The 23,916-nt window shown below is 56.9% G+C and carries 22 protein-coding genes; 13 read left to right on the top strand and 9 right to left on the bottom strand.

The features are described from left to right. Positions 1 to 91 precede the first annotated feature (91 nt). The 4 genes from ACR0NO_RS10195 to iolC form a co-directional block, all read right to left on the bottom strand. Complete coding sequence (locus tag ACR0NO_RS10195; RefSeq protein WP_480723866.1) at positions 92 to 367, bottom strand: hypothetical protein; 276 nt, start codon at positions 365 to 367, stop codon at positions 92 to 94. Between the two features lie 431 nt (positions 368 to 798). Beyond that, positions 799 to 1,632: a class II fructose-bisphosphate aldolase gene (locus ACR0NO_RS10190; RefSeq protein WP_480723865.1), complete on the bottom strand. Its 834-nt coding sequence runs from the start codon at positions 1,630 to 1,632 to the stop codon at positions 799 to 801. Continuing rightward, complete coding sequence (locus ACR0NO_RS10185; RefSeq protein WP_170701454.1) at positions 1,629 to 2,465, bottom strand: 5-deoxy-glucuronate isomerase; 837 nt, start codon at positions 2,463 to 2,465, stop codon at positions 1,629 to 1,631. The genes ACR0NO_RS10190 and ACR0NO_RS10185 overlap by 4 nt, the downstream gene beginning before the upstream one ends. A gap of 9 nt (positions 2,466 to 2,474) precedes the next feature. Further along, positions 2,475 to 3,455: a 5-dehydro-2-deoxygluconokinase gene (gene iolC, locus ACR0NO_RS10180; protein WP_170678908.1), complete on the bottom strand. Its 981-nt coding sequence runs from the start codon at positions 3,453 to 3,455 to the stop codon at positions 2,475 to 2,477. A 113-nt stretch (positions 3,456 to 3,568) separates the two neighbouring features. Here iolC and ACR0NO_RS10175 point away from each other — a divergent pair, with 113 nt between their 5' ends. Together ACR0NO_RS10175 and ACR0NO_RS10170 are read left to right on the top strand one after the other, a co-directional pair. Next, the gene (locus ACR0NO_RS10175) at positions 3,569 to 4,672 is read left to right on the top strand and encodes a Gfo/Idh/MocA family protein (RefSeq protein ID WP_480723864.1); all 1,104 of its coding nucleotides are present in this window, start codon (positions 3,569 to 3,571) and stop codon (positions 4,670 to 4,672) included. Positions 4,673 to 4,710: 38 nt separating this feature from the next. Then, positions 4,711 to 5,844: a Gfo/Idh/MocA family protein gene (locus ACR0NO_RS10170; protein ID WP_170666894.1), complete on the top strand. Its 1,134-nt coding sequence runs from the start codon at positions 4,711 to 4,713 to the stop codon at positions 5,842 to 5,844. Here ACR0NO_RS10170 and ACR0NO_RS10165 read toward each other — a convergent pair whose 3' ends face one another. The 3 genes from ACR0NO_RS10165 to ACR0NO_RS10155 all read right to left on the bottom strand — a co-directional run bounded on the left by ACR0NO_RS10165 (position 5,845) and on the right by ACR0NO_RS10155 (position 9,380). After that, entirely contained in the window at positions 5,845 to 6,843 is a 999-nt protein-coding gene (locus ACR0NO_RS10165) for a LacI family DNA-binding transcriptional regulator (RefSeq protein ID WP_170640001.1), read from the bottom strand. A gap of 716 nt (positions 6,844 to 7,559) precedes the next feature. Further along, on the bottom strand, positions 7,560 to 8,657 hold the full coding sequence (locus ACR0NO_RS10160) for a Gfo/Idh/MocA family protein (protein ID WP_480723863.1): 1,098 nt from the start codon (positions 8,655 to 8,657) through the stop codon (positions 7,560 to 7,562). Positions 8,658 to 8,669: 12 nt separating this feature from the next. Further along, positions 8,670 to 9,380, bottom strand: coding sequence for a GntR family transcriptional regulator (locus tag ACR0NO_RS10155; protein ID WP_480723862.1), 711 nt, complete (start codon positions 9,378 to 9,380; stop codon positions 8,670 to 8,672). Positions 9,381 to 9,485: 105 nt separating this feature from the next. Between ACR0NO_RS10155 and ACR0NO_RS10150 the strand changes: the two genes are divergently transcribed. From ACR0NO_RS10150 to ACR0NO_RS10125, 6 genes are read left to right on the top strand one after another with little or no spacing between them, the layout of a single operon-like run. Beyond that, positions 9,486 to 10,640 carry an LLM class flavin-dependent oxidoreductase gene (locus ACR0NO_RS10150; protein ID WP_480723861.1) on the top strand — a complete coding sequence of 385 codons (1,155 nt, stop codon included), beginning with the start codon at positions 9,486 to 9,488 and terminating at the stop codon, positions 10,638 to 10,640. After that, positions 10,640 to 11,530, top strand: a complete 891-nt coding sequence (locus ACR0NO_RS10145; RefSeq protein WP_480723860.1) for an aldo/keto reductase — start codon at positions 10,640 to 10,642, stop codon at positions 11,528 to 11,530. Before ACR0NO_RS10150 ends, ACR0NO_RS10145 begins: the two co-directional genes overlap by 1 nt. Continuing rightward, positions 11,530 to 12,045, top strand: coding sequence for a flavin reductase family protein (locus ACR0NO_RS10140; RefSeq protein WP_170691360.1), 516 nt, complete (start codon positions 11,530 to 11,532; stop codon positions 12,043 to 12,045). The genes ACR0NO_RS10145 and ACR0NO_RS10140 overlap by 1 nt, the downstream gene beginning before the upstream one ends. Before the next feature lie 53 nt (positions 12,046 to 12,098). Further along, positions 12,099 to 12,686: a TRAP transporter small permease gene (locus tag ACR0NO_RS10135; protein WP_480723859.1), complete on the top strand. Its 588-nt coding sequence runs from the start codon at positions 12,099 to 12,101 to the stop codon at positions 12,684 to 12,686. Then, entirely contained in the window at positions 12,687 to 13,976 is a 1,290-nt protein-coding gene (locus ACR0NO_RS10130) for a TRAP transporter large permease (RefSeq protein ID WP_170378746.1), read from the top strand. It abuts the gene before it with no gap. A 24-nt stretch (positions 13,977 to 14,000) separates the two neighbouring features. Continuing rightward, positions 14,001 to 15,062 carry a TRAP transporter substrate-binding protein gene (locus tag ACR0NO_RS10125; protein WP_170468684.1) on the top strand — a complete coding sequence of 354 codons (1,062 nt, stop codon included), beginning with the start codon at positions 14,001 to 14,003 and terminating at the stop codon, positions 15,060 to 15,062. Positions 15,063 to 15,092: 30 nt separating this feature from the next. On the opposite strand, the gene ACR0NO_RS10120 is transcribed toward ACR0NO_RS10125, so the two are convergent. After that, the gene (locus ACR0NO_RS10120) at positions 15,093 to 15,563 is read right to left on the bottom strand and encodes a tetratricopeptide repeat protein (protein ID WP_170478075.1); all 471 of its coding nucleotides are present in this window, start codon (positions 15,561 to 15,563) and stop codon (positions 15,093 to 15,095) included. A gap of 45 nt (positions 15,564 to 15,608) precedes the next feature. Here ACR0NO_RS10120 and ACR0NO_RS10115 point away from each other — a divergent pair, with 45 nt between their 5' ends. Next, positions 15,609 to 16,850, top strand: a complete 1,242-nt coding sequence (locus ACR0NO_RS10115) for a cytochrome-c peroxidase (protein WP_480723858.1) — start codon at positions 15,609 to 15,611, stop codon at positions 16,848 to 16,850. Positions 16,851 to 17,188: 338 nt separating this feature from the next. On the opposite strand, the gene ACR0NO_RS10110 is transcribed toward ACR0NO_RS10115, so the two are convergent. Further along, the gene (locus ACR0NO_RS10110) at positions 17,189 to 18,193 is read right to left on the bottom strand and encodes an AraC family transcriptional regulator (RefSeq protein ID WP_480723857.1); all 1,005 of its coding nucleotides are present in this window, start codon (positions 18,191 to 18,193) and stop codon (positions 17,189 to 17,191) included. A 126-nt stretch (positions 18,194 to 18,319) separates the two neighbouring features. On the opposite strand from ACR0NO_RS10110, the gene ACR0NO_RS10105 reads away from it, so the two are divergent. From ACR0NO_RS10105 to ACR0NO_RS10090, 4 genes are all read left to right on the top strand, one after another. Continuing rightward, the gene (locus ACR0NO_RS10105; RefSeq protein WP_480723856.1) at positions 18,320 to 19,732 is read left to right on the top strand and encodes an amidohydrolase family protein; all 1,413 of its coding nucleotides are present in this window, start codon (positions 18,320 to 18,322) and stop codon (positions 19,730 to 19,732) included. Positions 19,733 to 19,758: 26 nt separating this feature from the next. Continuing rightward, positions 19,759 to 20,523 carry a DUF3299 domain-containing protein gene (locus tag ACR0NO_RS10100; protein ID WP_480723855.1) on the top strand — a complete coding sequence of 255 codons (765 nt, stop codon included), beginning with the start codon at positions 19,759 to 19,761 and terminating at the stop codon, positions 20,521 to 20,523. Continuing rightward, a complete protein-coding gene (locus ACR0NO_RS10095; RefSeq protein WP_480723854.1) occupies positions 20,520 to 21,698 on the top strand; it encodes a carbohydrate porin in 1,179 nt (392 codons plus the stop codon). Before ACR0NO_RS10100 ends, ACR0NO_RS10095 begins: the two co-directional genes overlap by 4 nt. Before the next feature lie 69 nt (positions 21,699 to 21,767). Continuing rightward, positions 21,768 to 23,651: an amidohydrolase family protein gene (locus ACR0NO_RS10090; protein ID WP_480723853.1), complete on the top strand. Its 1,884-nt coding sequence runs from the start codon at positions 21,768 to 21,770 to the stop codon at positions 23,649 to 23,651. The last annotated feature ends 265 nt before the right edge of the window (positions 23,652 to 23,916 follow it).

The raw sequence follows: 23,916 nt of genomic DNA, 5'->3' as shown, positions 1-23,916 counted from the left end.
TCCAACTCTGGGCGTAAGTATACCTTTGCGTGTTGTTCCTCTCCTCGGCATGCACCGATCCATTCCCCAGAGTATTTTGCGAGAGCTTCTTTCAAAAAGCTATCGCGTTCTCTTGCTGCTCGATTGAGATAAAATGCTCGTCAAGAGCAACAGGCTCAAAGCGGTGGGATAGGTTGTGGACGTGGCGTGACATATACGTTTGTGCCAATGTATCGAAATAGATTGGCATACCAAGAGAGCCTATTTCCCAAGTCGTTTCTCCCTTAGGCCCCTGATAAACGCTGGGAGGGAACGGTCTGCCTCCCTTTTGACCGATCTGAATACTCAGACCGTACAATTTTAAAAACAAATACATTACCGCTTCCATTCCGCCGGTTCTGACAAAATTCAACGATACGTTGGAGTTTGAAGTAGCAATCCGTCTGCTTTCGTGTTCACACCAGAACTCCAGACCTCCAGTTGTTCGGTAGTTCTGGGGGGGGGGGTACATACGAGTTTCTTGGGTTGAGGTACGATGCGTCTATTGTTCTGAGCCACAACGCTGTTCCGCTTCTCCACGTACACTGCAAGTCCAGAGGTGCCTTCGAGCCCAAATTGGCCCACTCGTTGCACCTCCAGAACATATAGCGGACATTTATTATTATGCAGCATTCGGTATTAAGGGCTCTTTTTCCTCTTTCGCCGCTCGCTGGCCGAAGGACCGCTTTACCCCAGTTTCACAAACACTGCCTGAGAAAGGCAATTCATCTAGGCGCAGGGTTAAACTAAGTAGCCATTCACATCTCGATCTAACTATTTCTAAGGCGGTGCGCCGAAGGCGCGGATCACGGTGCGGGCGGCGGCTTCGACCGGGTCGTGGGTCTCTTTCAGGATGGTCACGCGGTCGAACCGTTCGGGGTCGCTATTCACAGCGTCGCGTAGGGCGTTGCCGAAGGCCATGCGCAGCTCGGTCCCGATGTTGAATTTGCAGATCGAGGTGCCTTGGGCCAAGCGCGTGCGCTGCTCGACCGGCACTCCCGAGCCTCCGTGGATAACCAGCGGAACCTCGGTCAGCGCGTCGATCCGGGCGATGCGGTCTTCGTCCAGACCGCCTTCCTTGTTCTGCTGCAGGTGGACATTGCCAACCGAGATCGCCATCGCATCCACGCCTGTTTCACGAGCAAATTGCGCGGCCTCCTCGGGGTCAGTTCCGTTTGAGCCTTCGCCACCGGAGTAGCCCACGAACCCGATCTCACCTTCACAGGAAATCCCAGCCGCATGGGCCATTTCGGCAATCGCGGCGGTCTCGTAGATATTCTGCTGCAACGGTTTGCGCGACCCGTCGAACATCAGCGACGTAAAGCCACTGTCCAGCGCGATCTTGCAGTCCTCATACGTGTAACCATGGTCCAGATGCGCAACCACGGGGACCGAGGCCCCCTCGGCCAGATAGCGGAACATTTTACCAAGGATGGGCAGGGGCGTGTGTTCGCGACAGCTGGGACCGGCTTGCAGGATGACCGGCGCGTTTTCGGCCTCGGCGGCGGCCACATAGGCGCGCATGTCCTCCCAGCCGAGGGCAACCAGGCCGCCGACGGCATAGCCCTGTTCATAGGCGGGTTGCAGGACGTCTTTCAGGGTGACGAGGGTCATTTAAACTTCGCGATCATGTCTTTGATGCCCGGAATCGTCTCGACCTGATAGGCATGCGTGGGTTGGAAATACTGCACCAACGAACGCTGCGTCAGCCCGCCGAGGATGGTGAAATAGTACATCTCATATCCCGGCAACACGCAGCAGGGATGATAGCCTTTGTCGATACAAACGGTCGAACCATCGACTATATGATAGGCATCGCCCGGTTCATTGTCTTCGCGCTGCAACATCTGCAGGCCCGAGCCCCAATTGGGTTTGAAACGGAAGTTATAGGTCTCGTCGTGGCGCGTCTCATCCGGCAGGCGGTTGGTGTCGTGTTTGTGGCTGGGAAAGCCTGACCAGCCGCCCTGACCAACGGTGAACAGCTCACTCACCAAAAGGCGGCCGACCTTATCCTGTTGTTTTTGACCTAGGATATGTTTGATCTTGCGATGCGTTTTGGTGTCGTCGCTGCCGTATTGCACAAGGTCGTGTTCGCGCACATCGAACGGGTCCAGAACCTTGTCATACTTGGCCCCGGCGATGAAAACCTCAGCCTCGTCCGACACGCAGACCAGCTGTGTTTTTGCGCCAACCGGGACATATACGCCCTCCGGCTCACCATCCCACACGTCCTCGCCCCGGTTGCCCAGTTTGGCGAATTGCACGCCTTCGACGTCTACATCCACGGAGCCGGTGGCGGGGGCGATGCAGGTCTCATAACCCGGCACTTGGTATTCGAACGCCTCGCCGCGCTTGAGCTTGACGATGTTGAAATAGTTCAGCGGAACCAGCGGGTCGTCGACATCGACGATGGCTTTGTTTTGGTTGTCATGGGGCGCGATGTGCATGGGGGCCTCCTATGTGGTCGGGCCGGGGTGGTCGGCCAGAAACGCATCCAGCTCGGGCGTTGTGGGCATGGCGGGGGCGCATCCGGGTTTCGAAACCACGATGGATGCACAGGCCGAACCGCGCATGACGGCTTCTTCCAACGAATAGCCAGCGGCGACAGAGGCCAGCAAGCCTGCCATAAAGCTGTCACCTGCTCCGTTGGGTTTGACTGCGGTAATCGGGTAGATGCCCGTGTGAATCTCCTGACTGTCCATCATCGTGACGGCACCTTTTTCACCCATCTTGTAGATAACGATGCGGCCTGGCTTTTCGGCCAATTCCTTGGCCTTTGCGAACCCTTTTTCGATACCGCCGGCCATGAAGCCGAATTCCTCGTCATTGCCGACAATCAGGTCACTGGCCTCTCCGGCCCGGGACAGGACATCGGCCGCCACTTCGGGCGATGGCCAGCTATAAGGGCGATAGTCGATATCGAAAATTATTGGCAACCCTGCGGCGCGGGCATTGTCAAAAGCCCGAAACGTGGCGCTGCGTGATGGTTCCGCTGCAAAGACAGTTCCGGCGGATATCACGGCTGAAAATGCCGCATAATCGATCCGGTCCATGTCCTCTTCGGTGACTTGGAAATCGACCGCCCCGTTGCGGTAGATGACGTTCTGAAAATTCTCGATCCGGCTTTCATAGATCGCTAGGGATATGCGGAATTCACCGCCGACAATGCGGATGTAAGAGGTGTCGACACCGTAGTGCCGCAGGCGGTTCAGACAGAATCGACCAACTGCATCGTCCGAGACCGAGGTAACCAATGATGCCTGACTGCCGAGCTTGACCAGACCCGCGCAAATATTGGCCGAGGACCCGCCGAGATCGGCATGGAAAGTGTCGGCATCCTCGCTTTTGACACCGATTGGATCGGCAAACATATCCATTCCGGCACGACCGAAAACCGCAAACCGATTTCCTTTGATGCCCTCGATCAAAGCGCTCACGTGATGTTCCTCCGGCGTAGCGTCGTCGGCAAAGTTTGGACCTTGCGTTGAATCGATTCACACGATACTCATTTTGCAACCGGTTGCAAATAGTATGTTCGGAGCCGCGACAGATGCCTAAAATCGGAATTGGAATCGTTGGTGGCGGCTATATGGGCAAGGCGCATTCTGTTGCCATGTCCGCCGTGGGCGCCGTGTTCAACACTGCTCTGCGTCCGCAGCTAGAGGTAATTTGCGCCTCGTCCCCCGAAAGTGCCGAACGGTACCGCGCGGCCTATGGGTTCCAGCGCGCAACCGACGATTGGCGCGCCTTGGTCGAGGATCAGAAGGTGGAGGCAATTGTCATCGCCTCGCCTCAGGAAACGCACCGCCAGATCGCAGAGGCGGCCTTTGCCTTGGGCAAGCCGGTTTTGTGCGAAAAACCCTTGGGCGCATCGCTGGAGGACAGCCAGGCGATGACGTGTGCGGCCGAGGAAGCTGGCGTCGTCAACATGGTGGGTTTCAACTATATCCGCACCCCTGCCAGCCAATATGCGCGCAAACTGATTGCAGACGGTGAGATCGGCGACATCACCTGGTTCCGTGGTGAACATACCGAGGATTTCTATGCCGACCCCGACGCCCCCGCCACGTGGCGCACGACCGGTATGGCCAACGGCACGATCGGAGATCTGGCCCCGCATATGGTGAACGGCGCGCATGCGCTGATCGGACCGATTGCGCAGGTCATGGCTGATGTCGAAACCGTTCATCGCACACGCCCGGGCGGAGAGGTCACGAATGACGATCACGCCCAGATGATGTGCCGCTTTGAAAACGGTGTGATGGGCAACCTCTATTTCAGCCGGGTCGCGACGGGCCGAAAGATGGGTTATGCCTATGAAATCTCGGGCACCAAGGGCGCAATTCGGTTTGATCAAGAGGATCAGAACGCCCTCTGGCTCTATCGCCGCGAAGGGCCGGAAGGGCAGCGTGGCTTCACCAAGATCCTGACCGGCCCCGCGCATCCGGATTACGAGCCGTTTTGCCAAGGCCCCGGCCACGGCACCGGCTATCAGGACCAGATCATCATCGAGGCCAAGGATTTCCTGCAGGCCATTCACACCGGCAAACCGATCTGGCCGACCTTCCGCGACGGACATGAGGTCAACCGGGTGCTGGCGGCTGCGCTGGCCTCGTCCGGCCAACGGAAGTGGAAAAATATTGGCGATTTCTGATCGCTCTAGCTCGTTAAAATTGAAGAGAGACAAAGACCATGGCAAAGCTGAAATGGGGCATGATTGGTGGCGGCGAAGGTAGCCAGATCGGACCTGCCCATCGGTTGGGCGCGCAGGCGGACGGGATGTTCGAGTTCGCGGCAGGCGCTCTGGATCACCGGCCCGAGGTGGGCCGTGAATACGCCCAGCGGTTGGGCATCAACGTCGACCGCGCCTATGGCAGCTGGCAGGACATGCTGGCAGGCGAAAAGGACCGCCCCGACCGGATTGATCTGGTCACGATTGCCACGCCGAACTCCACCCATTTCGAAATCGCCAAAGCGTTTCTTGAGGCTGGCTTCAACGTCCTGTGCGAAAAGCCCATGACCATGACGGTCGAAGAAGGCGAAGAGATCGTGCGCGTGGCCGAGACCTCGGGCAAGATCTGCGCGGTGAACTACTGCTACTCGGCCTATCCGATGATCCGGCAGGCCCGTGCAATGGTGCGGGCAGGAGATATCGGAAAGGTGCGGTTGGTGGTGACCAATTTCAGCCACGGTCATCACGGCGATGCGACGGATGCCGAAAACCCTCGGGTCCGCTGGCGCTATGACCCGGCGATGGCGGGTGTCTCTGGCCAGTTTGCGGATTGCGGTATCCATGCGCTGCATATGGCCAGTTTTGTCTGCGATGATCAGGTGAAATCGCTGTCCGCCGATATGGCCTCGACCATTTCCAGCCGCGAGCTGGAGGATGACGCGATGATCAATTTCCGTACCGAAGGCGGCACGGTTGGTCGCCTGTGGACGTCGTCCGTGGCGATCGGGCGGCAACACGGGTTCGACATTCAAGTGTTTGGCGAAACCGGCGGTCTGCGCTGGGCGTCCGAGCAGCCCAACCAATTGATCTACACCCCAGTCGGAGGGCGCACCCAGATCATCGAAAAGGGCGAAGGTGGTCTGCATGACGAAGTGCAACGATTGTCGCGCGTGGCCATCGCCCACCCTGAGGGCTTCCCTCTGGCCGTGGCCAATATCTATTGCGATCTGGCCGATGCGATCCGGGGTGAGGCCCGCGACGGTCTGCCCGGCGCCTCAGACGGTGTGCGTTCGATCGCCGCCGTTCATGCCGCCGTTGCGTCAGGCAAAGAGGACGGCGCGTGGAAAGACGCTCGTCCGCCAATGTTCCGTTAATCATGGACGGGGGCGCAGCGTGCCTCTCTCGATCACCCGACATGGGAAAATACGGGCCTCAGGGTATCTCTGAGGCTCTTTCAACATCTCCTCGACCAGATCCACCGAGGCGTTGATGATCTGCTTGATCGGCTGGTGAATGGTGGTCAGGTCGACACTTTCCCAACGGGCCATATCCATATCGTTCAGGCCGATGACGCCGATGTCGCGCCCCGGCGTCAGCCCATGATCCTTTAGGGCCGACAGCGCGCCAATCGACAGGATGTCATCGCCGCAGAAATACCCCTCGGCCGGAGTTTCGCCCAACAGCCGCAGCATCTCGGCCCGGCCCGCATCGAACGAGTAATTCTGCGCGAAAGAATAGGAGACCTCGAGGTTCGCATATTGCGCGGTTTCCTCGATGAACCCGCGATATCGGTCCATGGCCGAGGTCGCATCTTTAGGCCCACCAAGATACCCGACGCGTGTGTACCCACGGGCCACCAGTTCTCGCGCAGCCATACGCCCGCATTCCATGTTGTCGATCCCGACCACATGCACCTCGGGCGAGGTGGCGGATCGGCCAAAGGTGTGCACCACCGGAACCCCGGCATCGTGGAACGCCTTGGCAAAGCTCGGCGGCAAGGTCGATGAGGCGACAATGGCCGCATCGACCGAGTATTGCCGCAACATCCGGACGGAATTGGCAGGCTCGGTCTCATCGGTCAGGTTCACGATCAAAGGACGCAGTCCGCGCTCCTGCAAGGCCCGTGTGAACTGGTCGAAAACCTCCAAAAAGATCGGGTTGTGGAAGTTGTTCGAGATCAGTCCGATCAGCTTGGTCCGCCCGGTTGTCAGAGACGAGGCCAGCGCATTGGGGCTATACCCCAGCTCTTTCGCGGCTTTTTCCACCTTGCTGCGGGTTTTGGCCGAAACAGAGGCCCCTTCGGTAAAGGTGCGCGAAACGGCTGATCGCGACACACCCGCCAGTGCAGCGACATCTTTGAGGGTGACGCTCATGGCAGGTACCTTGCAGGCAATTGGGGGGGGAAGGCGCTGGGTAGTATCATGGTGCCCGTATTATGCACCAAGACCGCATTGCTGCAACCGGTTGCAACAATGCCACAGGAAGGTCGGGCGAGGAGTCGCATCTTTCTAAAGAGGTATCTTGGGTGATGAGAGACACGAACCCCCAACGAATCTATGCGAGCGCATTGCTTAAGTAGGGTAGCGTAGTTGTGCAACCGACTACACAATGGTTCTAGTGACCGAAGATCAGGCTATGTATCCAACCATTCCGTATCCTGGTTCAGAGCGCGACATTTAATCTCGATCCCGATGCTGGGTACGTGGGTATAACCGAAAGGGCCATCGGACGATCGAACAGGTTCGTCGCCGGTATCGCAAGTTGCACGACATCGCCATCATGCTGGGTCATTGGGCTAATTAGAGCTTGGACGCCAACTCAGAAGAAAGGTGTTTCGGTTTGCCCAAGGCAAGCGGACCTGAGCTGCATGCGCAAGAACATCTCACTCGATCATGAAAGGCGGCCGTTCGCAGCAGGGAAGGCAAGGACAAAAAGTCTTGAGGGGCATCCAAGTAGGACTGCGCAAACTTAGGCTTGCACAGTCGCTAGAAATAGCCCTTTGCCAAATCGATTGGTGATGTCTGACATAAACTCGAGCGATATGGGGCCTTTTGGGGGCTACAACACGCGCCCGTGTTTTTGATTCCGTTCAATCGACCGTGTACACCGTTTCGCCGGTTTCTATTGCCCGTTGCGCCGCTTGCCCCATTCTGACCGCCCAGAGGCCGTCGTTCAAACTTACGTCCGGCTTATCTTTTTCGCCACGAAGCACGGCCAAGAAACCTTTGTGCTGATAGTAGGTCGACCCATTGTGATCCCCAGCCGCCAACAGGTTCGGGTCCACTGGAACGTCCATTGATACAGGGCCTTTGGGATTGCGCGGACTCACGATTACGCGCGGAGGCGGAGGGGCGCCCAAGTGATCCTGCCAAAAGCGCACCGGTCCTGGAACCAGAGCCTCGATTTTAGCTTCTGGTCCGACGGCTGATATTTCTTCCTGATAGCGAGAGCCTTCGGCAAACATGCAAAGTTCCAACATCGCGCGCGCACCCGAGGCAAAATCGACAAGAACATAGCCGTGATCCAGAATATCTGGGGTTTGACCGTCGTAGCTCTCGTCCAAATGGTTCACTGCCTGGCCACCACTTGCCGTTATGCGTACCGGGTCGGATTGCAATATCAGACGCATGAGGTCGAAGAAGTGGCAGCATTTTTCGACAAAAGTACCGCCCGTATTGCGGTTGAAGCGGTTCCAATGTCCGACCTTGTCGAGGAACGGAAACCGATGCTCTCGGATTGACAGCATTTTTATACCACCTGTCACCTGTGCCTTCTCGATCAGAGTAGCAACTGGGGGCATGTACCGGTATTCCATCGCAACCCAAATCGGGCAGGGATAGTCGCGCTGCAACTGCTCGAGACGGGCCACGTCTTGCGGGTCGGTAAACAACGGCTTTTCTACCAAAAGCGGTAGCGGACGTGTTTCCGCAATTTCGCAAATCTGGTCCACATGAAGATGGTTTGGGCTAACAATGACGACACAGTCCAGTTCTTCAACCGCCAGAAGCTCTTGTACGGAACCCACCATCGCTGCAGTTGGTGCAATTGCCTTGGCGGCGTTTGCCATCTCTGAATCGGGCTCAAAAATCGCTGCCACATTGGTGCCTTCCAGCAATCCGATGTTGTGTAGGTGCTCTTGCCCCATCATGCCGCATCCGATCAGCCCGTAATTGATGGTCCGGGTCATGTGCGATTCCTTTTACTTCAAACGTTGTACGTAGTTGGCCCGATCTGGGTCGAACCAAGTTTTTGAGAATTCAACGGGTTCGGCGTTTTCCGACCAGCTGAACCGCTCGATGTAGCCTACCGATTGGCCCGCGGGTTTGGTGAAGTCAGGAGGTGTCCAGTCCGGTAGCGGCTGGACCGAGACTCTGTCTTCGGCCCTTGCGATCCAAAAGCCCAATTGGCGCTGATAATAGCGATAGAGTGAGTCGGACAGCAGGCTCTGGTCGATCAGGCCCGCTGATTCGTCTAGCCAAATTTCCTCGACTGCAATGATTGTGTCATTCAGGTAGCGCATGCGCCGGACGCGCGAACCGGCATCAGAAGCCCCGAATTTTGGCAGATTGGCTGGCTTCTTCAGATGGTCAACTGACAGGACATCCGCACGTGGTAGGCCGCCCCCTTCAGGTAGTTCCAGCCTGAACATTGCATAGACGCTGTTTTGTGTACCGGCCTCGCGGATGTAGTTGCCTGAGCCCTGGATACGCTCCAACATCCCCTTTTTTTCTAGCTCCGAGAGCGATTTTCGGAGAGTTCCGACCGAGACATTCAACTCCGCCGCCATCTCACGCTCGGGCGGTAAACGCTCACCATCAATAAGGCGCCCAGCCGCGACGTCGCGGATCAGAAGTTCCGCGATCTGAATATATACCGGCAGGGCATTTGGGTTTCGGTTGGAGGCAGGCACAGAGGACGCTTCACTCGGTCGCAGGAAAAATTGATACACTATTGATCTACATCAAAGCGATTGCTACGCAAGAGGAAAGTCAAAGATGTACGGAGCGTGAATCAAATGAGCATCGTCCCCATCACATCCCCCGATCTGGATGCGGCCGAAGTTTCGTGGTTTGCCGCTTTGTGTTCCGATGATTACCAGTTCCTTGGCGTACCCGATGGCGACCTGCGGTCGAGTTGGGAGCATTGTTCCGGCATTGTGAAAGAGGCCGAAGCGCAGGGCTTCCGCAACATCCTATGCCCGTCCTCCTATCAGGTCGGTCAGGACACGCTGAGCTTTGTCGCGGGCTGCGCCCCAATCACGGACCGGATCAACCTGTTGGCCGCTGTACGCTGTGGCGAGATGCAGCCGATCATGCTGGCCCGCACCATTGCAACGCTGGATCACATGCTGAAGGGGCGGTTGACGGTCAACATCATCTCCTCCGACTTTCCCGGTGAGAAAGCCGACAGCGCGTTCCGCTATCAGCGCTCGCGCGAAGTGGTAGAGATCCTGAAGCAAGCCTGGACACAGGACGAGATCAATCATGCAGGCGAGGTCTATAACTTCTCAGGCCTGACCACTGACCCGGCCAAGCCATACCAGATTGGCGGGCCGCTGCTCTATTTCGGTGGTTATTCCCCCTCTGCGCTGGACTTGTGCGGCGAGCATTGCGACGTCTACCTGATGTGGCCCGAAACCAAGGAGCAACTGGCCGAGCGGATGAAAGCCGTTCATGCGGTCGCCGAGAACTACAACCGAACGCTGGATTACGGTTTGCGTGTCCACATGATCGTTCGCGATACCGAGGCCGAGGCGCAGGAATATGCGGATTACATCGTCTCGAAACTGGATGACGAATATGGCCATGCGATCCGGGAACGGGCGCTGGACTCGACTTCGCTGGGTGTTGCGCATCAGGCCAAGAACCGTGATCTGGCCGATGAATATGGTTATGTCGAACCTGGTCTCTGGACCGGCGTTGGCCGTGCGCGTTCGGGCTGTGGCGCAGCGTTGGTCGGGTCGACCGATCAGGTTATGAGCAAGATTGAAGAATACCAAAAGATGGGCATCCGCGCCTTCATCTTTTCGGGCTATCCGCACATGGATGAAGCCAAACACTTCGGTGCCCGCGTGCTGCCCAACCTGAAAACCTGTTCGCTGCCCGAAGCTTATGGGCGCGTGCCTGCAACTACCCCGGCGACCCCGCTGGGCAACGGAGTTCGTCGCTGATGCAACGTGTGCAACTATCTGACTCGCTGGAAATGAGCCGCCTTGTCTATGGCATGTGGCGCTTGGGCGACGATGCAGACACATCGGCGGCGCATGTCGAAGCCAAGATTCAGGCCTGTCTGGATCAGGGTATCACCACCTTTGATCAGGCCGATATCTATGGTGACTACGGGGCCGAGGCGGTTCTGGGCAATGCCCTGCGCGCCAATCCCGGTCTGCGCCAGCGAATGGAGATCGTTACCAAATGCGACATCGTCGCGCCCTGTGGCCGTTATGCAGACGCCAAGGTGAAATACTATGACACCTCGCGCGCGCATATCATGAAATCGGTGGAGACGTCCCTGTCCGAAATGGCGATTGACCATATCGACCTGCTGCTGATTCACCGCCCTGATCCCATGATGGACCACCATGAGACCGGAGCGGCTCTGGACGAGGCCGTCGCGAGCGGCAAGGTCGGCGCGGTCGGCGTGTCGAACTTCCGGCCTTGGGATTGGTCCCTGCTACAATCGGCGATGAAAACCCAACTGGTCACCAACCAGATCGAGGTGTCTCTGGGTGAGATCAGCCCCTTCACCAATGGTGACCTGGCATTTCACCAGCAGCATGGTCATCCAGTGATGGCGTGGTCGCCGCTGGGGGGTGGGTTGTTGATGGCTGGAAACCCGCCTGTGGGCGTTGTCGCGGATGAAATCGCAGCCGAGTTCGGCGTGGATCGCGCCGCCGTCGCCGTGGCCTTCCTGCTAGCCCATCCGGCCAACATCCTGCCGGTTCTGGGCACCAATAATCTGGATCGGATCAAACGCGCTTCGGACGCGTTGAAAGTCAAACTGGATCGCGAAAGCTGGTACCGCCTTTACGAGGCGGCGCTGGGGCATGAGGTACCATGATGAATGCAATCTCAAAGGACATGACCCACACCTTCGTGCCGCACAAGGACGATACCCGGACTCTGCGCGACGCCTTCGGGCGCTTTGCGACCGGTGTCACCATCGTCACCTGCGCCAGCGCCGATGGCCCGGTCTGCATTACAGCCAACAGCTTTTCGTCGCTTTCATTGGACCCGCCCTTAATCATGTGGGCGGGCGACCGCAACTCGCGCCGCTTTCCCTATTTCCACAAAGCCCGCCATTTCAGCGTGCATGTGCTGTCCTCGGAACAGGCCGAGCTGTGCTTTGGCTGCTCGAAAGACGCCTTTGCGCTGCGCGATATCGAGCATGAGCGGTGCGAAAACGGAACGCCGATCTTGCCGGACTGCCTGGCGCGGTTCGAATGTGAACAACACGCGTATCACGATGCGGGCGATCACGTTATTGTGGTGGGAAAGGTTCTTAAGGCCAGCATGGCGGATGGAGACGCGCTGACCTTTTACGCCGGGAAACTCGGCCAATTCGCGCAGCACTAAGCGCGATTTGACGACCGCGGGACATACCCGCGGCTGAACAAGGGAGGATCCGCATGAGCGGACTGGCATCGGTGCTTGCACCGATTGCATTCGTGAACGAAACCGTGCTGCGTCTGGGCCGCGCGGTTGGTGTCGTTGCGATTGCACTCATGGTGATTGCGATCCTAGTCCAAGTTTTCTTCCGGTATGTACTGGGCAATGCTCTGCCATGGCCGGATGAGGCCGCGCGGTTTTGCATGTTGTGGATGACCGGGCTTATGGCCCCCACCGCGTTCCGGCGAGGCGGCTTTGTGGCCATCGATATGCTGGAGCGCTTTCTACCGCGCGTAGTCGGCCAATCGCTCAACCTGTTCCTGCTGCTGATTTCGCTCGCTGTCCTGCTGGTCGCGGTCAATATCGGCTGGTCCGAGGTCACTGGCTTTGGCGGCAAATTCGCCACCGCCGCGCTTTACCTTCCAACCTCGCTCGGGTTCGACGAATGGTACCGCATCCCGCGCAGTTGGATGATGGCCTCATTGCTGGTGGGGATCATCCTTCTGATTTCGGTGAATATCGAGCTGATCCTACGATCCTTCATCACTCTGCTGGGCGGGGGTCACCTGTTGCCTGAAATTCCTGACGCGGCAGTGGGGGCCGAATAAATGCTGATCTGGTTCCTGCCCACCTTCCTGATTTTCCTGCTGATCGGCCTGCCGGTCTTTTTCGCCCTTCTGGCCGCGCCCGGTATCCTGCTGTGGCTGAACGGACAGACCAACGACATCACGCTGCTCTATCGCAATGTCTATAACGGCATGGACAGCTTCCCGCTCATGGCGATCCCCTTCTTCATGCTCGCCGGAGAGCTGATGAACCGCGGCGGCATCACCATCCGCTTGGTCGAGTTCAGCCAGGCCCTGATGGGCCACCTGCGCGGCGGTCTGGCCCATGTGAACGTGCTGAGTTCGATCCTCTTCGCGGGCCTCTCGGGGTCCGCTGTAGCGGACACTTCGGCGCTTGGGTCGATGCTGATCCCAGCAATGGAGAAACAGGGCTATACCCGCAAATTCGCCGCCGCGATCACGGCGGCCAGCTCCGTGATCGGACCGATTATCCCACCTTCGGGCATCATGATCATCTACGCCTACGTCATGGGTGAAAGCGTCGCCGCCCTGTTCCTTGCGGGCATCGTGCCGGGTGTGATGGTTGGCGTTGGCCTGATGCTGATGATTAAACTCATGGCAGACCGTTATGACTTCCCCGTTGCCAGCCGCAAATACACGTGGCCCGAACGGCGTCAGGCCAGCCTGAAGGCCTTCTTCCCGCTGATGACTCCGGTGATCATTCTGGGCGGTATTCTGGGCGGCATCTTCACACCCACCGAGGCCGCCGCCGTCGCCGTGGGCTACGCCTTCATCATCGGCTTCTTCGTCTTGCGCACATTGACTTGGAAAGAAGTGCCAGAAGTTCTCAGCAATGCAGGCATGACGTCGGCAGTCGTCCTTCTGCTGGTCGGCGCGGCAATGGCGTTCAAGACGGTTGTCAGCCTCAGCCATGCGCCGGAACAACTGGCCTCGCTGATCCTCAGCCTGTCGGAAAACCCACTGATCCTGCTGTTCCTGATCAACCTTCTGCTGTTCATCGTAGGCATGTTTCTGGATGCCGGCCCCGCAATCATCATCCTTGGCCCGATCCTTGGACCCATCTTCACCAGCCTCGGCGTGGACCCGATCCACTTTGCGATCATCATGAGCGTCAACCTGACCGTTGGCCTCGCCACACCGCCAATGGGCTTGGTGCTGTTCGTGGCCGCCGCCGTATCGCGTGAGCGGGTCGAAACCATCGCCAAGGCGATTCTGCCGTTCCTAGCCGTTGAAATCATAGTGATCTTCCTGATCACCTATATCCCCGCACTATCCATGACGATCCCGAGGATAACGGGATTTGCCAACTAACTGAGTTCCATAGGGAGGAAACGCATGCTCAGAGATTTCATCAAAACCGCAGCGGTGGCCACATCGCTCGTGGCCGCGTCCGCTATGGCCGCCACAGCCGCCGACTACACGCTGCGCGCCACTGCCAACTCGAACGAAAATGACGAAGACTATGATGGTCTGATTGTCTTCAAGAACTATGTCGAGGCCGCCTCGAACGGCGCGATCGAAGTCGAGCTGTTCATCGGAACGCAGCTGTGTTCGAACGGTGCGGAATGCCTTCAAGGCGTGGCCGATGGCACGATCGACATTTATATCTCAACCTCGGGCGGGGCCTCGGGTATCTTTCCTTACGTGCAGGTTCTGGACCTGCCTTACCTGATGGCCGATGATCGCATTGCCGAGCATGTTTTGTCCGGCGACTTCACGCGCACCATGCGCAACATGGCGCTGGAGGACTCGGGCGGCGCGATCCGCTTGATGACAATTGGCAACACCGGCGGCTGGCGCAACTTCGCCAACACCCAGCGTCGCATCGCCGAGCCTGCCGATATGGAAGGTCTAAAAATCCGTACCGTGGTCGCCGACCTGCCGCAGGAACTGGTCAAAGCGCTGGGCGCTTCTCCGACACCGATTCCATGGCCGGAACTGTTCACCAGCTTCCAGACCGGCGTGGTTGAGGGCTCCAAGAACGGCATCACCGACATCATGGGCATGAAATTCCCCGATGCCGGTCTGCAATATGTCACGCTGGATGGCCACGCCTATATGGGCGCGCTGTGGTGGATGAACAACGCTAAGTTCCAGGAGATGCCTGAGGACATGCGCCGTGTCGTGGTCGACGGTTTCTATGCGCTGCAACAGGCCACCTTTGCCTCGCCCAAGCGCAAGTCGATCCAGGCGTATGAGGATTTCGTGGCAGGGGGCGGCGATCTCTACGTCCTGACCCCTGACCAGAAAGCCGCTTTCAAAGAGGCTGCAACGCCAGTCTATGACTGGTTCCAGTCCAACGTGGCCCGCGGGGACGAGATCTTTGCGGCGCTGACCGAGGCAGTTGCTGCGGCTGAGGCCGATGTGAACGCCTCACGCGATGCGGATCTGAACTAAGCGAACAGGGCCGGGCGTCGCGTCCGGCCCTCACCGAAACGGGTACATCCACCCTTTGTAGTCGTTGACCAGCACATGCGCCCTTTCGATCTGCTCTGGCGACATTTTCTTGACCACTTCCTCAAGGCTGATCGCTGCATCGGGGTCGCCGCCGATAGCGCTGAGCGTGTACCACATATAGGCACGCACCAGATCGGGCGCGGGCATACCCAGACCCAATTCATAGTACCAGCCAACGCCCGACTGAGCCCCCGGATGCCCCTTCATCGAAGCGCGCAGATACCATTCAAACGCTCTCTCATAATCCTGCTCGACCCCAAGACCCAGCCCGTACATCACGCCGATCAGCTCCTCAGCCTCGGCGTTGCCCGAGCGAGCGGCTGGAAGAAGCTCCTCACGCGCGGCTTCGAACTGTCCGGCTTCCATCATGTCGCGCGCTTGCTCCAGTTCCGCCAGAGCCGGAGACGCAAATATGCAAAGGGCGAAAACAAGCTGACGCATGGGTTGGTTGCTCTCTTCTGGGTTGGGGCCGCTACGGCACAGGATTTGCCGCGACCGCTAACCGATGATGACTTTATCCCATTTGATATGGAACAGGCCGCCGTTGGTCATCAACTGTTTTACGACCCGATCCTGTCGGGCAACCAGAACATCAGCTGCGCCCATTGCCACCACCCGGATTTCGGCACCTCGGATGGGTTGTCACTGGGCATAGGAGAAGGTGGGCGGGGCTTGGGGCCGGACCGCACACCCGGCACCGGGGCAGACAGAATACGCAAACGCATCCCTCGCAACTCTCCGGGCTTGTGGAATCTTGGGGCCAAGGAAATTCACACAGTCTTTCACGACGGCAGGCTGAGCATTTCAGACGTCTACGGCAACGGCTTCAATTCCCCAGCGCAGGAGTGGCTGCCCGAGGGCCTGAATTCCCTACTGGCGGCGCAGGCTCTGTTTCCCTTGACCTCACAATTCGAGATGGCGGGCAATGTGGCCGAAAATGAGGTTACAGGCGCGGTGCATGATCGGATCGACAAAGGCTGGCCTATTCTGGCGAAACGCGTCCGCACCGATCCACGCTATGGCCCGGCCATCGTCGCTGCCTTTGATGAGGTCGAAACGACCGAAGATATCACGATCACGCAAGTCGCCAACGCTCTGGCCGCTTTCATGGCAATCGAGTGGCGAAGCACCGACAGCCCGTTTGACCACTACCTCGCGGGTGACACGAATGCCCTTTCACCGGCGCAGTTGGATGGGATGGAGCTCTTCTACGGCAAAGCCCGCTGCTCCAGCTGCCACGCCGGACCTCTCATGTCAGATCAGAAGTTCCATGCTTTGGGTTTGCCGCCCTTTGGGCCTGGTCGTACCCGGCAGTGGGATCCCTTCGTCCGAGATGTCGGCCGCATGGGCGAAAGCAACCGCCTAGAGGATGCCTATAGGTTCCGCACCCCTATGTTGCGCAACGTTGCCCTGACCGCGCCTTACGGTCACAATGGCGCCTTCCCCGATCTGGAAAGCGTCATTCGCCATCACTTGAATCCGCAGGCAAGCCTAGACAGTTGGAGGCCTGAAATGGCTGCTTTGCCCGAGGTGCCATGGTTGCAAAAAACCGATTTCATAGTGTGGGAGGACGACTATGAAATGGAGCGTCAACGCAATAGAAGCGACATTGTTCCAATCCAACTCACGGAGGTGGAAATTCAAAACCTGATTGCTTTTCTGCATTCGTTGACAGGTACCAGCGTAGATTCATTGAAGTTCGGAGTGCCGAAAGGATTTATTCCTTAGCCATCCCTCACATCGGCAAGGCTCTGTCGGAGAAGTCGTACCCTGCCGTCCTTTTTGGTTTTCTCTTTTGGGAAGATCTTGGGATGAAATGATTTGCAGAGAAGAAGACTCTGTCGAGCGTCGCGATACAAAAAAAGGTATCTAAAACGGTATCAAACCAATTTGATCTGACAAGATAGGTCTAGATATCTGACGCACTGTTCTTGTGAGTGGCGTGTTTCCAGTATGGGGCAATTTCCCCACTGCGATCCTTGAATAGGGCTCCAAGAATCCGTCGCAAATTCTTGTCGACCCACACTTTATGTGAGGGTGCAAGCGGTCCCAAAGTTGCAACGAAATTACGCACCAAGGCGGAATTTGGTCGGTGTCATTCCGGTTTGACCTCGGAAAAAGCGCGTGAAATGGGACTTGTCGGAGTAGCCAAGGAATAGACCGATCTCCGCAATTGTCATCTTGTCATCTCTGAGGTGCTCTTTGGCGACATCGACACGCAGCCGTTTGATTTCGCGGGGGAGTGTTGTGCCTTGTTGTTGAAGCGCTTTCAGAAACCGTTCCGGCTGTATTCCCAGTAGTCCAGCGACCACCTCTGGTCCCAGATCTGTTTCATCCAGCTTGTCGCGTAAGACGGATCGCAAAGCGGCCACCACCGTTACTTCTTCGTTTTGTCGAGCTGAAGCTATAGGTTTGGCAGATCCCTCGGAGGCGTGTTGCAGAAACAACCATTCCACAGGAAAACTGATTTGCATTCCGGGATCAGGTCCCAAGCCAACCTCGATCCCTTTGTAGTTGACCGGTAGACCCGTAATATACCGACTTTCCCATCGCACACGCGAAGAAACCCAGGATTCTCCGACGACAGTCTCCAGAAGCCGTACATAGATTGCGGCTCCAAAACCGGTCACTTGAATGGGTGGGACAGCGGGTTCCTGTTGCCTCTCGATACGATAGGTTGCTTTGTCTGCTTCGATGACAAGGCTGTGCCGCACCGAATTGGATTCCTGCGGGACAAGCCCAACAAAGCGGGTAAAAAACTCGAACAGCGAATTTGTTGATTGCAGGGCCTGAGCGAACGGAGGCCATTCCTGCAGGTCAAAAGTCTCTCCTACATTCAGGCCAAGGTATCTGTCCCCCGACACGTCTGAGAAGGCATTTAGCAGGCCGTAAACCAGCTCAGAATGGACATAGACAGAAGGGTCAGACAACAGTTCGGACTTCAAGCCGACCTGATCCAAGGCGGGTTGCGGATTGATCTCGCGGTCGGTGAGGTACTGCAGAAACGGAGCTGCCAAAGCGAGGCGAATGAACCCTTCGCTATGCTCTTGAGAGGTGTAGTTGAACGGCAATCTCGTCACCCTTTCAGGATCAAATGCTGTGATCAGTGGCCATTTTTGCAGTCACATTCGAACATCCTAATGCGAAACTGGCAACCGAGGCAAAACTTTCCGGGCTACAGTTGGCAAAACACGAATATGAAGGGAGTACTTATGTCTGGTCTGCGAATGTCTCTTTGCTCGGCGGTAGTCGTCGCTGCAGGTCTCTCTGTTTCAGCGCCCGCACAAGCTCAGGATCAGGAAGAACCCCAAACGCTGTTTACCAACGTGCATGTCTTCGACGGTGTAAATGAACAGCGTATCGAAAATGCCAGCGTTCTGGTCGAGGGCAACCTGATCAAGGCCGTCTCAACCGATGCGATTGATGCCCCCAATGCCACGGTCATTGACGGCGAAGGGCGGACACTTACTCCCGGGTTTATCGAACTGCACGCGCACCTCATGTTGATGGGCCCGACCCTGCCCGCAATGGAGGCCAACACGACTTGGGAAGACTTTGCCATACACGGTGCGCGGATGGCCGAGATGTATTTGATGCAGGGCTTCACCACAGTCAGGGATGCAGGTGGCGCCAATGGCGGGCTGCGCCGCGCAATTGACGCAGGCCAAATTGAAGGACCGCGTTACTTTCCGTCCGGTGCATTTATCGGAACGCGCGGCGGTCATGCTGATTTCGCGAATTTCACCGCTCCACCGGGCTCAGAGACCAACATGAGCCGTCTGAACTTGGCGCAGGAGGTGAGCGGTGTCGACGACGTCTATAGGTTTGCGCGCAACAATTTCCGAATGGGTGCGACCCAGTTGAAGTTCATGCAATCCGGCGGTGTCGTTTCGGCCTTTGACCCATGGCAACTACTGGCCGGATCGCCTGAGGAAATCAGGGCCGCTGTGCAAGTAGCCAATGAGTATGGCAGCTATGTCATGGCGCATTCGTATCGTAAGGAAGCGATCCTGAGTGCGCTTGATGCAGGTGTGATGTCGATCGAACACGGCTTCTCGTTTGACTGTGAAATTGCCCAAGTCATGAACGAAAAAGGGGCGTATATCACCACCAACCTGACGGCATTCGATCCCGGCTTGCTTGATATTCCGGCGGTGGCCAGCGTGCCCGCAAGCCTTGCCAAAGCCAAATCTGCCTCGGCCACATTTGCAGGCTATATCGACAACATGAAGGAATGTCCGGTGAAGCGAGGGTTCCAGACCGACTGCGTTGGTTCGGTTGAGGCTTGCAATATCCAGATTGCCTACGAAAAGCACCTGAACAACGAGTTTTTCGGGCCCTACACATCCATGGTCACGCTGACATCGACAGGTGGCGAGGTGGTCGCTTTGTCGGGTGACTTTATGAACCCGTATACCGCAGGGAAACTGGGTGTGATCGAAGAAGGCGCCTATGCGGATATCCTGCTGATCGACGGTAACCCGCTCGAGGATTTCTCGGTGGTTGGTACGGGTGATCAATGGTTCGGCGCCGACCCGAGACCTGAAAGCCCTGATACGATTCGACTGATCATGAAGGATGGCGTTATCTACAAAAACACACTGAATTGACCTGTCTAAGTAGCCGGAGAGAATTTATGCACCATTGGTTCCGCTGGGTCGTATTCGCAGGGTTTTTTTGGTGTGGGCATTCTGCGTTGGCAACGCCTGAAACCGCATTAGATTGGGCCGACCTGCCAGACCCATCTGCGCAGGTCTTTGAAGACCCCTATCGCGATCTCAGCCCTGAACAATTCGACGATGTTCTTTACGTCGTTCGATTGCGCGGCAGGCTGCAGCAGGATGGTGGCAGCGAAGAAGAACGGCAAAAGTGGCAATCGCTTTTGACCGAGACCGAGGATGCCTTGGCTACTGATGGAATTGATATCGACTGGCTGCTCGATCAGCGCGAAGTTGTAATGGAGCGTCGAAGAAAGGCTGGGACAAACGGAAATCCGCAATTCGACGGTCAAAAAATCACACTGGCTGGTTTCGCCATTCCTGCTCCGAATGATCCGGACGGTCGGGCTGTGGCGTATTTGGTGCCGGAACGCGGGATGTGCAGTCACATGCCTCCCCCTCCGCCCAACCAGATGATCCGTGTGCGGTTGAACGGGGACTGGGTGCCCAGCTATTTTCATGAACCCGTTCGGCTGACGGGGATACTGACCATCGATCCGTCTGTTCAGAATATGATGGTTGTGGATGGCCAGATGCCCATGAACGCGACTTTCCAGTTGGAAACAGAAAGTGTCGAAACGCTCGAAACCAAGGCGGATAGGCTGGAATGGAAGCAGCGCGCCGCTGATCGCATCCGCGCGGCGGGCAATCGCAAGACCGGTGGGGCAAGGGCGTCTGAATGATAAGACTTCTGGCTGCTACACTAAGTATTGCTGTCGCTGGCGCCGCCTCGGCGCAAGGACTGTCCGGGCCCTCTTCGGTCGAAGCTGATCTCACCCCCGGAGATGGGCTCACCGACCCGCAATACCGTTCCGATTTTCCACGCAACATCGCACCGGGTTGGTTTGAGTGGAAAGACTGGCTGGCTGAGGGTGGGTTTCGGTTCAATATTGATTACCTGGCGCTAGGCCAAACCACGAATGCTGATCTGGGGACCGGCGAAGCAGCCAGCGGAATTGCGCGTTTCTACGGGAGTTGGCAGGCGACTGAACGGGGTTCCCTAACATTCAAGATCGAAGACCGGCATAGCTATACCGATGTGGCCCCGCAGTTTCTTGGGCTGGATGGCGGAGCGCTTTCGATCACCGGGACAGCCTTCAACGATAGCGGTCTGCTGTTGACCAATCTGTTCTGGACCCAAAGGGCCGAAAACGGTTCGTGGACGCTGCAATTCGGTCAGATTGATGTAACGGACTTTGTGGATATCTATGGGCTGGTCAGCCCCTATAGTGGCTTCCAAAACCTGTCATTCAACACCAACCCGACACTAAACGCGCCCAACCCAGGTCTTGGTATTGCCGGTGGGATCAAGCTGAGTGAAAACTTCTACGCTGTCGCGAGCGTTGCAGATGCAAACGCCGATCCGTCTGATCCAAACTTTGATGTGTTCAGCGATGGCAATCTCTTCAAATCACTCGAACTTGGGTACACGTCCGGCTTTGATCGCATTTATTTCGACAATGTCCATCTGACCCTCTGGCATGCGGATGCGGCCGAAGATGGCAACCGAGCGGAAGACTACGGCGCTGCGTTTTCTGCCGCATGGTTTGTTGACAACAAGTGGATGCCGTTCTTTCGGGCAGGGGCGTCAAAAGGGACAGCCGCGCTGTATGACCGGTCGGTTTCTGCCGGTGTGGGCTACTATGGTCGCAATACCGATCTGGCCGGTCTGGGCCTGAACTGGGCCGAGGCCCGAGGCATAGATGGCGACCAGTTTACGCTCGAAGCGTTCTACCGGTTTTCAATCTCACCCGGACTGCAGATCACACCGTCCCTCCAGTACATTTCGAACCCGCTGCTGAACCCAGGTCAGGATAGCATTACGCTGTTCGGCCTGCGAACCCGGATCGTTTTCTGATGTGGGGCGAAAGCAGACGTCAAAAGCGTCGAAACATGCAATTCTGCTGATCAAAGGGAGGATCTATCCATGCGTACCCTGTTTCTGGCTGGCACGTTGTCCGTGTTTTCCACTTTCTGCGTCGCGCAAACTTACGACGTGGTGATCCTCAACGGTCGGGTAATGGATCCGGAAACCGGGTTCGATCAGATCGCCAACGTGGGAATAAGTAATGGCTGGATCACTGCTATTACCGACGAAGATATTGACGGCAGCGAAGCCATCGACGCGACAGGGCACGTTGTGGTGCCCGGGTTTATCGACCTTGAACAACACGGGCTGGATCCTTGGGGTATCAAGGTCAACCTTCGTGACGGCGTAACGACGCAAATGGATTTTGAGGTCGGAGCCGCGAATATCGATGAATGGTACGCTGCGCGCCAAGGCGTGACGCAGGCAAATTACGGCACAGTCATTGGACAGGAATTCGCACGGATGCGGGTGCATGACGGCCTTGTGCTGGAAGGTGGGGATATAGACTTCCGGAACTTTTTCGCACTGCGGGCACAATCCATGGAAGACGGTGTCGAGGGCTGGTCCTCGGTACCAAGCAACCGCGAACAGATGAACGAAATCACTGCCCAACTGGATGAGGGGCTTCGTCTTGGAGCCCTCGGCGTGGGATCGACCATCGGCTACGCCCGCGAAGGCATCACAACCTATGAGATGTTCGAAGCTCAGCGGGCCGCTGCGCGTTATGGTCGTCTAACTTCGGTGCATCACCGGTTTCATCCCAGTGCTTCGACGCCCACCGAGACACAGACCGGCGTTAACGAAATCCTTGTCAATGCGATGGTGTTGGACGCGCCGCTGCACATACATCACGACAATGACTATGGATGGTGGGAAAATCAGGAAAAGCTCCAGATGGCCCGCGACCAAGGCTACAACGTCTGGTCCAGTTACTATCCTTGGACTGCCGGTTCGGGAAACTACGGCGCTTCGATCATCGCACCCGAAAATTGGGAAGGGTCGATGGGGTACAAATACGAAGACACTATCTTTGACCCCCAGCTTGATCGCTTTGTGACCAAAGATGAATTCTTGAACTTCGCCGAGAATGAACCGGGACGGACGGCCATTGTTTTCAGCCCGCCAAGAGAGCAATGGCTGAACGATTGGATCACCATTGCAGGTTATGGCATCTCGGGAGACGGTATGGCGGGGCTGGATATCGAGGGCAATCTGATGAGTTGGGATGCCCCTTACGAAGACTATGCCGGGCACCCTCGGTCCGCAGGCAGCCATGCGCTTGTCCTGAGACTGGCTCGTGAGGCCAACGTGCCGCTTATGCTCACGCTCACTCAGCTGAGTTACATCCATGCGAAGCGACTAGGTGACACAGGGTTGCGCGCAATGCAGGTGCGGGGTCGTATGCAGGAAGGCATGGTCGCAGATATCACGATTTTTGATCCGGAAACTGTGACCGAAAAGGCGAACTATACACTTGGTCAGCAAGGTTTGCCGTCTGAAGGCATTCCGTATGTGCTTGTCAACGGAACGATAGTTGTCAGGAACAGCGAAGTGCAGCGGGATGTTTATGCAGGGCAGCCAATCCGGTTTCCAATCGAGGAAAGCGGGCGTTTTGTTCCGGCTGGTCGCGAGCAGATCATGGGTATCCTCACACCGGATACTAGCACGGCACGTCCGACACTGCTTGACGATATCACAGACAATGAAGCCAATATTGTACCCGCCGCGCCATCAACCAACCAGTTTGCATCGGTAAAGCCAACCGACCCGTTTGATTGGTTTACGCCTCGCAACGGTCTAGATGACGGTGCCCTTTTCTTTTGCGTCGTGCATGCTCGCTTCGAGGACCCTGCGCAGGCAAAACGCGACTATGCGAAGGCCATGATGTCAAAAATGGGAGGGTCTAGGCCTAATCAGTCGGAACAACGCAGAGCAAACTAATACGCAGAGTCTTGGAGCAGTGAAAAATGAAAGCCTACTTTAGGCTGAGATCGATCATCAGCAACCAGTCAGGTTACGGCAGCTTTTCCCGCAAGGCAGCTGTTCGTAAGATCGGATCGAATGACCACTCTGAGCCTAATGTGTCAAATGCTGAGCCGAAGCCAAAAAAAACCGCTTTGCTTGACTCCAGGGACGAAACTCTTTCGCGCGCAACTCAGTCTCTCGCGGCCAGTTCGCCGCATCAGAACGCTCTAGTAACGATTTG

This window comes from Ruegeria sp. CL3 (assembly GCF_056536505.1).
Note: the sequence above shows the minus strand (reverse complement) of the source record. Positions and strands in the feature narration are given on the sequence as shown.

Coding starts and splice junctions, on each gene's coding strand:
- ACR0NO_RS10195 (WP_480723866.1), bottom strand. CDS start 367: ATGGAAGCGGTAATGTATTTGTTTTTAAAATTGTACGGTCTGAGTATT.
- ACR0NO_RS10190 (WP_480723865.1), bottom strand. CDS start 1,632: ATGACCCTCGTCACCCTGAAAGACGTCCTGCAACCCGCCTATGAACAG.
- ACR0NO_RS10185 (WP_170701454.1), bottom strand. CDS start 2,465: ATGCACATCGCGCCCCATGACAACCAAAACAAAGCCATCGTCGATGTC.
- ACR0NO_RS10175 (WP_480723864.1), top strand. CDS start 3,569: ATGCCTAAAATCGGAATTGGAATCGTTGGTGGCGGCTATATGGGCAAG.
- ACR0NO_RS10170 (WP_170666894.1), top strand. CDS start 4,711: ATGGCAAAGCTGAAATGGGGCATGATTGGTGGCGGCGAAGGTAGCCAG.
- ACR0NO_RS10165 (WP_170640001.1), bottom strand. CDS start 6,843: ATGAGCGTCACCCTCAAAGATGTCGCTGCACTGGCGGGTGTGTCGCGA.
- ACR0NO_RS10160 (WP_480723863.1), bottom strand. CDS start 8,657: ATGACCCGGACCATCAATTACGGGCTGATCGGATGCGGCATGATGGGG.
- ACR0NO_RS10150 (WP_480723861.1), top strand. CDS start 9,486: ATGAGCATCGTCCCCATCACATCCCCCGATCTGGATGCGGCCGAAGTT.
- ACR0NO_RS10145 (WP_480723860.1), top strand. CDS start 10,640: ATGCAACGTGTGCAACTATCTGACTCGCTGGAAATGAGCCGCCTTGTC.
- ACR0NO_RS10140 (WP_170691360.1), top strand. CDS start 11,530: ATGAATGCAATCTCAAAGGACATGACCCACACCTTCGTGCCGCACAAG.
- ACR0NO_RS10135 (WP_480723859.1), top strand. CDS start 12,099: ATGAGCGGACTGGCATCGGTGCTTGCACCGATTGCATTCGTGAACGAA.
- ACR0NO_RS10130 (WP_170378746.1), top strand. CDS start 12,687: ATGCTGATCTGGTTCCTGCCCACCTTCCTGATTTTCCTGCTGATCGGC.
- ACR0NO_RS10125 (WP_170468684.1), top strand. CDS start 14,001: ATGCTCAGAGATTTCATCAAAACCGCAGCGGTGGCCACATCGCTCGTG.
- ACR0NO_RS10120 (WP_170478075.1), bottom strand. CDS start 15,563: ATGCGTCAGCTTGTTTTCGCCCTTTGCATATTTGCGTCTCCGGCTCTG.
- ACR0NO_RS10105 (WP_480723856.1), top strand. CDS start 18,320: ATGAAGGGAGTACTTATGTCTGGTCTGCGAATGTCTCTTTGCTCGGCG.
- ACR0NO_RS10100 (WP_480723855.1), top strand. CDS start 19,759: ATGCACCATTGGTTCCGCTGGGTCGTATTCGCAGGGTTTTTTTGGTGT.
- ACR0NO_RS10095 (WP_480723854.1), top strand. CDS start 20,520: ATGATAAGACTTCTGGCTGCTACACTAAGTATTGCTGTCGCTGGCGCC.
- ACR0NO_RS10090 (WP_480723853.1), top strand. CDS start 21,768: ATGCGTACCCTGTTTCTGGCTGGCACGTTGTCCGTGTTTTCCACTTTC.